This window comes from Nonomuraea marmarensis, assembly GCF_043197025.1.
GTDB lineage: Bacteria > Actinomycetota > Actinomycetes > Streptosporangiales > Streptosporangiaceae > Nonomuraea > Nonomuraea marmarensis.
The window spans coordinates 123,951-134,496 of the sequence record NZ_JBICRM010000028.1 but is presented as its reverse complement, the minus strand read 5'-3'; the positions used below and the strand labels follow the sequence as shown (position 1 = coordinate 134,496).

10 protein-coding genes are annotated in these 10,546 nt (G+C 65.5%); 3 read left to right on the top strand and 7 right to left on the bottom strand.

The window, feature by feature from the left end:
• The first annotated feature begins 555 nt into the window (after window positions 1-555).
• The gene (locus ACFLIM_RS35640) at window positions 556-2,685 is read left to right on the top strand and encodes a prolyl oligopeptidase family serine peptidase (RefSeq protein WP_393172773.1); all 2,130 of its coding nucleotides are present in this window, start codon (window positions 556-558) and stop codon (window positions 2,683-2,685) included.
• A gap of 699 nt (window positions 2,686-3,384) precedes the next feature.
• Here the strand turns inward: ACFLIM_RS35640 and ACFLIM_RS35635 are convergent.
• The 4 genes from ACFLIM_RS35635 to ACFLIM_RS35620 all read right to left on the bottom strand — a co-directional run bounded on the left by ACFLIM_RS35635 (window position 3,385) and on the right by ACFLIM_RS35620 (window position 6,323).
• Entirely contained in the window at window positions 3,385-3,612 is a 228-nt protein-coding gene (locus tag ACFLIM_RS35635; RefSeq protein ID WP_393172772.1) for a hypothetical protein, read from the bottom strand.
• On the bottom strand, window positions 3,597-4,313 hold the full coding sequence (gene lgt / locus ACFLIM_RS35630) for a prolipoprotein diacylglyceryl transferase (RefSeq protein WP_393172771.1): 717 nt from the start codon (window positions 4,311-4,313) through the stop codon (window positions 3,597-3,599). Before lgt ends, ACFLIM_RS35635 begins: the two co-directional genes overlap by 16 nt.
• A gap of 176 nt (window positions 4,314-4,489) precedes the next feature.
• Window positions 4,490-5,248 (bottom strand): class I SAM-dependent methyltransferase, encoded by a 759-nt coding sequence (locus ACFLIM_RS35625; RefSeq protein WP_393172770.1) that lies wholly within the window; start codon window positions 5,246-5,248, stop codon window positions 4,490-4,492.
• A 430-nt stretch (window positions 5,249-5,678) separates the two neighbouring features.
• The gene (locus tag ACFLIM_RS35620) at window positions 5,679-6,323 is read right to left on the bottom strand and encodes a DNA alkylation repair protein (protein WP_393172778.1); all 645 of its coding nucleotides are present in this window, start codon (window positions 6,321-6,323) and stop codon (window positions 5,679-5,681) included.
• A 570-nt stretch (window positions 6,324-6,893) separates the two neighbouring features.
• Between ACFLIM_RS35620 and ACFLIM_RS35615 the strand changes: the two genes are divergently transcribed.
• A complete protein-coding gene (locus ACFLIM_RS35615; protein WP_393172769.1) occupies window positions 6,894-7,535 on the top strand; it encodes a dihydrofolate reductase family protein in 642 nt (213 codons plus the stop codon).
• Between the two features lie 268 nt (window positions 7,536-7,803).
• On the opposite strand, the gene ACFLIM_RS35610 is transcribed toward ACFLIM_RS35615, so the two are convergent.
• The 3 genes from ACFLIM_RS35610 to ACFLIM_RS35600 form a co-directional block, all read right to left on the bottom strand.
• The gene (locus tag ACFLIM_RS35610; RefSeq protein ID WP_393172768.1) at window positions 7,804-8,196 is read right to left on the bottom strand and encodes a type II toxin-antitoxin system VapC family toxin; all 393 of its coding nucleotides are present in this window, start codon (window positions 8,194-8,196) and stop codon (window positions 7,804-7,806) included.
• A 14-nt stretch (window positions 8,197-8,210) separates the two neighbouring features.
• Window positions 8,211-8,531 carry a type II toxin-antitoxin system Phd/YefM family antitoxin gene (locus tag ACFLIM_RS35605; RefSeq protein ID WP_393172767.1) on the bottom strand — a complete coding sequence of 107 codons (321 nt, stop codon included), beginning with the start codon at window positions 8,529-8,531 and terminating at the stop codon, window positions 8,211-8,213.
• A gap of 164 nt (window positions 8,532-8,695) precedes the next feature.
• The gene (locus ACFLIM_RS35600; RefSeq protein ID WP_393172766.1) at window positions 8,696-9,622 is read right to left on the bottom strand and encodes a LysR family transcriptional regulator; all 927 of its coding nucleotides are present in this window, start codon (window positions 9,620-9,622) and stop codon (window positions 8,696-8,698) included.
• A 118-nt stretch (window positions 9,623-9,740) separates the two neighbouring features.
• Between ACFLIM_RS35600 and ACFLIM_RS35595 the strand changes: the two genes are divergently transcribed.
• Complete coding sequence (locus ACFLIM_RS35595; protein ID WP_393172765.1) at window positions 9,741-10,514, top strand: SDR family oxidoreductase; 774 nt, start codon at window positions 9,741-9,743, stop codon at window positions 10,512-10,514.
• Window positions 10,515-10,546: the final 32 nt, after the last annotated feature.

Genomic DNA, 10,546 nt, shown 5'->3' with positions numbered 1-10,546 from the left:
AGTCAGCCTCGACCCGAGCCGGATCACCCAGATCGCCGCCGCGGCCCTCGTCCTGCTTCAACTGGAGCACGGACGCACCGTGTAAGGCGATCACGAACCGCCACAAGCGGTTACAGGGAAAGGTTCAGTAGGCTGCGTATTACTTTTGTGCGGGACCGATCTTCGATTGGCATTCCAGTACGCTCTCCTCTTTTGCATGAAATTTTTATGTGGATGGCCGATATGGTCGGCCGGTTCAGTGGCCCAGCGCGTGCTGAGAATTCTGGGGATTGGCGCGCACTGTCGAGGGCGAGGCCGTGTTTATAGATCGCGGCCGCGGGGATGATTGTCGCCATAATCGCCCATTTCGGGCGATTCGACGAATCCGGGAGGCTGACATGAACGGATTCCTGCCGTATCGCGAAACCACTCCGGGTGCTCGCGTCGGCGGCGTACGCGGCTGGCAGGCGGACATTCTCCGCGGCGAGTCGTAACCCAGTAAGCCGAGGTACTGCGGTGCGTAAAGGCCGCAGTACCTCGATCCACCGCAGTCTGGGCAATGCTCCGGAGGGGTTTGTGACGCGATTGTTCTACCCTGCCGCTTGGCGCAGCGATACGGTCGATGATCTGTTCGGATTTTTGGTTTCCGATCCCTACCGGTGGCTGGAAGACGCCGATGATGCGCGCGTGCGGGACTGGGCCGCGGCCCAGGATCGTCTCTTCCGCGCGTATCGCGCCGGATGGTCTGAGAGTCGATCGTGGGCGTTCTTGGTGGATCAGGTCTCTTCCTTCGGCGTGTCGGAGCCTCCGATGGTGCGTGGTTCTGTCATGTTCCTCGCCGAGCAACTGCGTGGGGATGAGCAACGCCGCCTGCTGGTCGTCGACGCCGAGGGCAACAGGCGGGTGCTGGTGGATCCGGCCGAGATCGATCCTTCCGGTCACACCGGGCTGTGCACCTGGTGGCCGTCGCGCGAGGGCGAACGGGTGGCCGTTCAGATGGAGGTTGCCGAGCAGCCGGGCAGCGACATCATGGTGCTGGACGTACGTACCGGCGAGGAAGTGGACGGGCCGTTGCCACGCGCCCGTAACACCTCGCTTGCCTGGCTGCCGGGAGGGGAGGCGTTCTACTACGTCAGCCGTGTTCCTGATGAGGAACTGGCCCCCGGCGACAAGCGTTTGCAGCGGCGGGTGCGGTTGCATCGGATCGGTTCGCCCTGGCAGGCCGACGCGGTGGTGTTCGGCGGAGAGGATGCCCCAGACCACTATTACGGGCTCACGGTCAGCGTCGACGGTCGCTATCTGGCGATCACCGCGATGGTCGGGCCCGCCTCACACAACGATGTGTACCTGGGCGAGCTCATCGATCCGCGAGCCCCGCACTTCGTCAAGATCGTGAACGGGCGCACCACACGGGCCCGTGTCCTGCCACGCTTTTTGGCGGACAACGATCTGCTGCTGGTCACCGATCACCAGGCCCCGTGTGGCCGCATCTGCATGGCGCACCGGTACGACACCGACCCGGCCGCGTGGCGAACCCTGATAGCCGAAGATCCCCAGGCCCCCTTGGACGAATGTGTGGTCCTGGATGACCCGGCACTTCCGCGGCCCCTGCTGCTGCTGGCACGCACCCGCCATGGCACCTCCACCCTGACCCTCCACGACCTGGCCAGTGGCGGTAGCCTCACCACCTTGCCCCTTCCCGGCGCTGGCGTGGTGTCATCCCTGTGTACCAACACTCCACACGGACGCCACGCATGGTTCAGCTACTGCGACGCGACCACACCTCCCACCATCTATCGCTACGACGCCACCAGCGGGGAGTTGGAACAACGAGTCGGCGCTTCGATAGCCGGGCATAGTCCACGAATCCGTAGTCGCAGCGTCCGCTATCACGCCGGCGACGGTACCGAGATCATGCTGTTGCTGTTCACCCCGGCTGAAGAACATCAGGGGCCCCGCCCCACCCTGCTCTACGGCTACGGCAGCTTCGGCATGCCGATGCGCCCATGGTTCTTCCCCACGGCGGCCGCATGGGTCGGCGCCGGCGGCACCTACGCGGTCGCCTGTGTCCGCGGAGGCGGCGAAGAAGGCCAACGCTGGCACGACGCCGGCCGCGGACCACACAAATACCGCGCGATCAGCGACTTCAACGACGCCGCGAACTGGCTCATCACCACCGGCCGAACCACGTGCGACCAACTAGCGATATTTGGCCAATCCGCCGGCGGGCTACTGGTCACCGCCGCCGCCGTACAGCGACCAGACCTGTACGCCGCGGTCGTCGCTGAAGGGCCGCTGTGTGACATGGTGCGCTACGAGCATTTCGGCCTGGGAGGCACATGGACCGACGAATTCGGTACCGCCTCCGAACCCGAACAGCTCCAATGGCTACTCACCTACTCCCCCTACCACGCCATCACCCCCGGAGTCCCCTATCCCGCATTCCTCCTCACCGGCGCGGTAACCGATCTGCAGACCGGAGAGGCCCACGTCACCAAAATGTGCGCGGCCCTGCAACGCGCCACCAGCAGTGACCGGCCGATCCTCATGCGCCGGGAACCCGACACTGCCCACGCCGCCTCCCCCGCGAGCAAAGAACGCGCCCTGGCCGCGGACATCCTGGCCTTCGCCGCAGAACACACCGGCCTGTCTCCGACGAAGACAACCGCTATGAGTCTTCACCAGACCGCCGCAGAAACAGGCTGAGAACAACCCGACCGCGACTTACCTAAATTAAGCGGCGGGTCGCGCCGATCACCATCCGCTGGTTCGTGAACGGCAATCACCTGCCGGCGTACGACGGCCGCAGTTTCGTGTCGCGCGCATGTCAGCCCACGTTCAGGTACGACATCCGAGCGGCGTAGGTCGAGTTCCGCACCTCCGAGGTCTGCCGGTCCGGCAACCCATGACGCATCGATCGTCCGACGTTCCCCGCTGAACCGCGACCCTCACCAGTCAATGCCAGCCTGGCCTAGCCTCAAGGTGCCATGCCAGCGGTGTCAACGGCCGAGTGCGTGCAACCCGGCCACCTGCAGCTACGTTTGCACGGCCACGGACAAGCGGTAAGGCGTACAGCAGGAAAGTACAGCAACAGGGCCACACCACACCTCACGCAGACATCCGTGTCACACACCAGAGCAGGGAAAGTAACGCTCTACGTCGTGACTGGCGCCCGTTTGCAAGCAGGAAGTCAGGAGTTCGAATCTCCTAGGCTCCACCTCGGAAGACTTACGCTTGCCGATCACTGTGAGGCGAGGGTGAGTGACGAACTGAGTGGCTGCCGTGTCTGGGGGTCACGTGCTCTTGTCTGTGGTGGCCGTCGTCCTGCGAGCACGAGAAGGTCCACGTCGTGCCGGCCAAGCCGGTGCAAGCCGCAGGAGCAGCGATGAACCAGGCTCCGCGCCGTCAAGAACCTCCTGGAGCTCGGCGGGTGTCCGCCTCCGCGTCAGCCTGGTCGGTCGGAAGCGCCGGATCGGCGGCCTCCCCGCCGTCCTGCTTGTGCGAGGCTGGTACCACGATCTCTTCGGTGTCCTTGTTACGAGTCACCCAGAGGTAGACCAGCGCGCCGACGAACAGCACGATCGAGGTCCACTGGTTGATCCGCAGCCCCAGGAACGTCACCGCGTGGTCCACCCCGCCAACCGGGTCGATCCGCAGCCCCTCGATCCAGAACCCCCCAACGTGTACCCGGCGACGTAGAGCGCGAACAGGCGGCCGTGGCGGAGTGTGAACCGCCTGCCAGCCAGGATCAGCCCAAAACCGAGCGCCACGTCCCACAGCGACTCGTACAGGAACGTCGGGTGGTAGAGCACGTCCGACTGGCCGCCGTGCGCCTGGTCGATCTCCAGGCCCCACGGCAACGTGGTCGGACTGCCGTACAGTTCCTGGTTGAACCAGTTGCCCCAGCGGGCGATCGCCTGCCCGAACGCGATGCCGGGCGCGACCGTATCGGCCACGGCGCTGAGGGACAGTCCCCGGCGGCGGCAGGCCAGCCACACGCCCACGCCTCCCAGAGCGACCGCGCCCCAGATGCCCAGCCCGCCTTCCCAGATGAACAGCGCCCGGTAAGGCTCCTTGATCGCGCGCGGGCCGAAGTAGGTCTGCCAGTCGATGATGACGTGGTAGAGGCGGCCGCCGATCAGGCCGAAGATCACCGCAGGAACCGCGATGTCGTTGATCGTGCCTTTCTCGCCGCCCCGGGCGCGCCAGCGGCGCTCGCTCAGCCAGACGCCGACGACGATTCCGAGAATGAAGCACAATGCGTAGGCCCGGATCGGGATGAATCCAAGATGCCAGACCCCCTCGGAAGGGCTGGGAATCAAGGCGAGGGGCATGTCGGTGACGGTAGCGGATGCGAGCTTACTTGGCCGCGTGCGTGACCTGATTGTGCAATTCCTACGGCTTGACGCGGTGTGGACGAACCCGGCAGCCCGCTGAGCGTGGCGGCATGATCAAGCATCGTCTGGGGTAGTTCGTCGCAACGCAGGTCAACGAGGCGCCGTTGGCATTACTAGCACCGTTCGAGCGTGAGCAGCGGCTCAGAAAACACAGGCGCTGGTGCGCCGGGATCTGCGGCAACAGCCTGCTCCAGGCGGCGGAAGCCGGCCTCCAGCTCGTCGGGACTGAGGTGAGCGAAGAACGAAAGGGTGCGCAGGCGCAGCCGTTCGAGCATGTCACCGCGGGTGCCGGAGGACGGCTCGGTAACCGTGCCGAAGCTGGCAACGCGCCAGTCGGTCGACGTGAACATCGCGATGACCTCGTGCAGCGGCTGAAACAGCGAGGCGTCCACCTCAAAGCCGCGGGGGAAGTGCTCCAGCCACCACGGCCTGGGATGGTGGTCGCTGAAATTCGCGCGCAGTAGCAGCCGCCCGGCGGGCCTGAGTACCCTGGCCAGCTCCCGGGCCGCCCGCGGCTTGTCCTGGACGTGGTGCCAGGACAAGAACATGAGAGCGTAGTCGGCGCTGCCGGACGGCACTGGCATGTCCTCGGCGGAGCCTGCCAGATACCGCACACCGGGATGCAGGGACTGCGCCTGCGCTATCTCGCGCATGCGGACCGACGGCTCGACGCCAGTGACCGGCCCGAACGCTCGCGCCAGCGCGGGGGTGTACCTGCCAGTCCCCGAGCCGACGTCCAACCCCGCCAGCGGACGCCGCTCGGGCAGCACCGCTCCGAAGGCACTGATCCATGTCTGTAGCTGCTGCTCGGAAAGCGCACGGCCACGCGCGTAGTCCTGGTACTGCTCCGTGTCGTAGTCGATCCGCCTCATCGCAGCTCCCGCGTCAGTCGGGCTACGGCAAACCGTCGGCCCGATATATCGAGTTGATACATCGGCACGATATGCAGTGTCGCGTCATGCCGCAAGTGGGGCATGGCGCTCGGGCGTGCCATCGCCAAGCTTGGCTGTGCGACTTTTGTCGGGGCCACGCTCTACCCTCGGCACTCCCGCTGTTACGCGGGGGGGGGGGGGGGGAAGTGTGCCTTGAGGGAGACAGATGCCGGGAAGGGTTAGCTCCAGTGCCGACCGTCTCGACGCTTGGTCACACGTCTGCACCACGGCGAGCGGCCAGGTCGCTTCAATCGACTCGGGCAGGCCCGGCGTGCTCTCCAGCCGTAGGCGACGTGAGGCTCCTCACGGCCGGTTCGTATCGGGGGCCGCGTTCTGAGGAGTAGCGGCACGAGCGTGACCGCGAACCTTCCTACTTATCGTGCTGTCGGCGCACCATCTCGGTGATCCAGATGGGCGCGAACGGAGACGTGCAGCCAGGGGAAGTCGGGTAGTCCTTGAGCACCTCCAGGCGCTCACCGATGTCGATTGCACGGGCGCGGTGCTCGGCGTGCTCGATCCCGATCTGAGCCAGGCAGTGGTTCATCGCCCACTGCAGGCGATCCGGGGCGTCTTTCATCTCCGCCTCGATGACGTCGAGCAGTCCTGCGAGGTCGAGGCCCTCGGGCTTCTTCGTCACGCCTTCGGTGGTCAGCGCCCAGCCGGCACTCGCGACCACTGGATCCGGATCGGCGGACCAGGCCAGGCGCAGCTCTTCGGAGTGCGGGTTCTTCTTCACCACGTAGTTCACGAGCCAGTCGTGCACCTTGGGTGTGCGCTCCTCACGCAACATGACGTCCAACTCGTCACGCTCGAACGCCTTCGGGCGGCAGATCAGGATCGCCAGCAGTCTCGCCGCGGTGTCATCCGTCTCCCAGAGCTGGCACGCGAGTTCCTGCTGCGTCTTCAGCCGCTTCGCGAGCGCGCGCAGCTTGCTGAGGTTCACACCGTGATCGTCACCGTGTTTCTCGTTGACCTCGCGTATCTTCGGGTCCTCGAGCTCGGCCAACTCGGCCATCACCTCGGCCATCATCGTCTCGGTCAGCGTCGTCTCGGCCACCTCTGCCTCCTGTCGATCACGTGCGAGATTCAGCCTACGACGGAAGTCGGCCTCCTGTCGTACACGCCGGTTCGGCGGCAGCCACCGACACGAAATCCCGCGTCTTCACAAATTTGCAGCAGTTCTCGGCACTGACCCTCGACTTCACTCCGAAGTACAGCAACGAGGTCTCACACCATCACACTCTGTCGGCCACGAACTGCTCCCTGAGCTGGGCGGCGCGGGTCTCAGGGGGCAACTGGCTCTCGTTTGCAAGCAGGAAGTCAGGAGTTCGAATCTCCTAGGCTCCACCAGGGAAAACGACTGATCATTTGACGGGGCGTTCGTGCCATTAGCACGTAGGGACCAGCGCTCCCGTGCTGCCGTGGTCACCTCCCCTCTTGCGCTTCCTCTTCGCCTTCTTCTACTCGGCCTTCACCCGCGCGGTGAGCGTGGTCGGGTCCTCGGCGATCGTTCGATGAGTTTGTGTCCGGACGCCGGTCTAAGTTCGTGCCGGCACACAAGCCGGAACACAAGGAGGAGAACACTATGGGCGCGATCCACATCGACCTGTTCGCGACGCTCGACCTGGTTGGCCAGGCGCCGGGTGATCCCGGGGAGGACCCCGACGGCTTTCCGTTCGGGGGATGGCAGGCGCCCTTGTTCGATGAGACGGTCGGCCGGCACGTCGGTGCCGGAATGGAGGGCATGGACGCCCTGCTGCTGGGCCGCAAGACCTACGACATCTTCGCCGCGTTCTGGCCGAACCAGGTCGACGGCGTCGACGGCGGGATCGCCACGCTGTTCAACAGCGTCCCGAAGTACGTCGCCTCGCGAGGCAACCCGGATCTGGGCTGGGCGGGCTCGACGCAGCTGGGACCCGACCTGGTGAGCGCCGTGCACGAGCTGCGTGACAGGCATGAGCACGTCCACGTGATCGGAAGCCTGAACCTGGTGCAGACCCTCCTGCACAAGCGCCTGTTCGACCGGCTCGACCTGTGGGTCTTCCCCATCGTGCTCGGCGTCGGCAAGAAGGTGTTCGACGGCGGTGCGGTGCCCGCCAACCTGGTGCTCCTCGAGCCGCCCGTCGCCTCGTCCAAAGGCGCTGTGCTCCTGCGTTACGGCCAGGGTGCGGGGACCCCCGGCACCGGGGACATGCGACGCGAAGACCGCGGCGTCGGTTCGAGCTGAACAAAAGTCAGTCATTCAATCGAGCAGCCCAACTCGGAGCACATCCAGCGGGCGCATAACCCAAGAGGATGCCTCCGGCGGGGAACTCAGCTCCGGGATGATCGCCCACGCGCCCGGCCGCTATTCAGCGGCGAGCGTGAGCCCGATCTTCCCGTCAGAGTGGCATCGATTGCAGCGGCAGTACAACGCGTGATCGTCGTGCCATTAGCGTGCCATTAAGGGCGTTCAGCAGCGGTCAATCACAGGCCGCAGGCCTCTTTTATGGCTTTCACTGGGGGCGGGTGACCGGGACTACGGCAACTAGGTGGTCCAGGCCTTTAAAATCCTTGGGATTGCAGGTGTAAAGAGGGAGCCGGTTCGCGATTGCCACACAGACAATCATCAGATCTGCTGTTCGGGGTCGAGGTTTGCGGCCTGAGGCAATGACGGCCGTCCACAACTGACCGTACTCGCGAGCGGCAGTGTCGTCGAAGGGCAGGGGATCGAATTCGGCTTCGGCGGTCTGCAGAATCTTCATTCGCTGGGCGAGTTCTTGTGCACCTGTCGCCACCAGGACGCCGACCGACAGCTCCGCTGTGGTGATGGCGCTGATCATCATCTCGTCGGGTAGTTCGTCGGGGTCGATCCCGGCGCGCAGGATGAGGATGTTGGTGTCGAGCAACCCTTGAGCATGGGTCATTCCTCGTCCTCTGCGGACTCGCGCCTGCCGTATGCCCTGTCGTAAGGGTCGTAGAGATCGTCGTTGACGTGGTGATCCATGTCCTCGCGATACTTACGGTCGTCCAGTCGCGGCATGCCGCGGGACACGGCAGCGAACTCGGCCCGCGAAACGGTCCGGCGCCGGCGGCGGAGGGGGACCAGGTCGCCGATGTGATGGCCGTTACGGGTAACGGCGTATCGCTCCCCACGTTCCAGGCCATCCATGATCTCCGCTGACCGGTTGCGTAGGTCGCGCTGGGAGATCTCGTGGGAGCGGTCAGGCTCAGGAGTGCTCACATTTTGAGTTTACTATGGGGTGCCATTTGGTGCTACTCAGTAGCACATCTCGAGATCTCTCACCCTCTTTCGCGAGCCGCCAGCCATCCGATCATCCTGCCCTTGCGGCCCCGTACGGCGAACGGGCGAGATGACCGATGCAGCTCCGAGGTCGTTTTCTGTGATCAGGGGCCACTCGGTGATGGCGGCTGATCATCGGGTGTGTCGGGCGTGGCGCTCCCGATGTCGCTGGCGGCTTGGGCCAAGGCGCGGATAAGTGGGGTTTCGTTGGCGGTACGCCAGACGAGCGCCGCCCGGCAGGGGGCGGCGTCGCGGATGGGGATGAAGGCCAGGCTGGGCCAGGGGTAGAACTCGGCGAACTCGGCGATGACGCCGGCGACGGCTTGGCCGGAGGACACGGCGGTGAGTGCTTCCTGCCAGGTGGTGACCTTGGGGCCGCGGCCGACGGGACGGCCGGTGGGGGTGCGGTGGGGATTAAGGACTTCCTCCATATAGGGAGGGATTGAGCGGCCCTGGACCACGGCGCAGTCGCCGAAGTCTTCCAGGCAGATCGAGTCGCGTTCGGCGTAGGGATGGGTGGCGGCGACCATCAGCACCACGTCGGAGACGTGCGTGACGGGGCCGACGGTCAAGTCGGGTTCGCGGACCGGCAGCCACAGGTGCGCCACGTCGACCTCGCCGGATCGCAGGAGGTCCAGCGGGGAGGGCGGCTGGATCTCGCGATGCTGCAGCAGGGCACCGGGGTGGCGAGTCTGGAACAGGTCGAGGATATGGGTGATCGCCAAGGAATACGGGCCGATGGTGCCCAGGGTCAGCGTTCCGGAGATACCGCTGACGGTGCTCTTCGCGGCCTCGATCCCTTCCATGATCTGTCGGTATCCGGCGCCCAGGTCCCGCTGCAACTGCTCGCCGAGGGAAGTGAGGCGTACCGCGCGAGGGGTGCGGTCGAACAGCGGCGCGCCGATGCGGCGTTCCTGCTTCTTGATGGCTTGGGAGATCCGGGCGGGAGAGACGTGCAGCCGTTCGGCGGTCCGGCCGAAATGCAACTCTTCGGCGAGCACCAAAAAGATCTCAATGTCGCGAAGCTCCATGATTCCCTTCGTTAACTTTCAGGTTAACGCTGCATTGCGATGTTTGCCGTTGTTCGGGTGGCCGCCCGCGCCGATCCTAGAGCCGGACACAACCGGGATCATCGTGTGGAGGAACGCAATGACGAGCCTGATGGGCAAGACGGCGCTGGTGACAGGGGCCTCGCGAGGCATCGGCCGGGCCATCGCGCAACGGCTGGCGGCCGATGGCGCGCTGGTGGCCGTGCACTACGGCGGTAACGAGCAGGCGGCCCGCGAGAGCGTGGAGCTGATCCAGAAGGACGGCGGCCGGGCCTTCGCGGTCCGGGCCGAGCTGGGCGTTTCCGGCGACGTGGAGACCCTGTTCGCCGCTCTGGAGGCGGGGCTGCGCGCGTGGAGCGGTCAGGTACGGCTGGACATCTTGGTCAACAACGCCGGAATCAACACCGGTGAGACGATCGAGACGATCACCCCGGAGGCGTTCGACCGGCTGGTCGCGGTCAACGCCAAGGCGCCGCTGTTCATCATCCAGCGGGCCTTGCCCTTGCTGAACGACGGCGGGCGCATCATCAACCTGTCCACCGGGGCGACCAGGATCGCGATGCCGGAGGGGCCGTACGCGATGAGCAAGGCCGCCGTCGAGGTGCTGGGCCGATCCCTCGCGCAGGTGGTCGGCGCTCGCGGTATCACCGTGAACACCGTCTCGCCCGGTCCGACGGTGACCGACATGAACCCGTGGATGATCGACAACCCGCAGGTCCAGGAGATGGTTGGCAGCGGCAACGCGATCCCCCGAGTCGGCCAGCCCTCCGACATCGCCGATGTGGTCGCCTTCCTGGCTTCCGAGGCGGGGCGCTGGGTGACCGGGCAGGTCATCGACGCCTCCGGTGGCTGCTTCCTCGGCCCGCGCATCTGACCCACCGTCCCCCCAGGCGCTGACATCCCCCA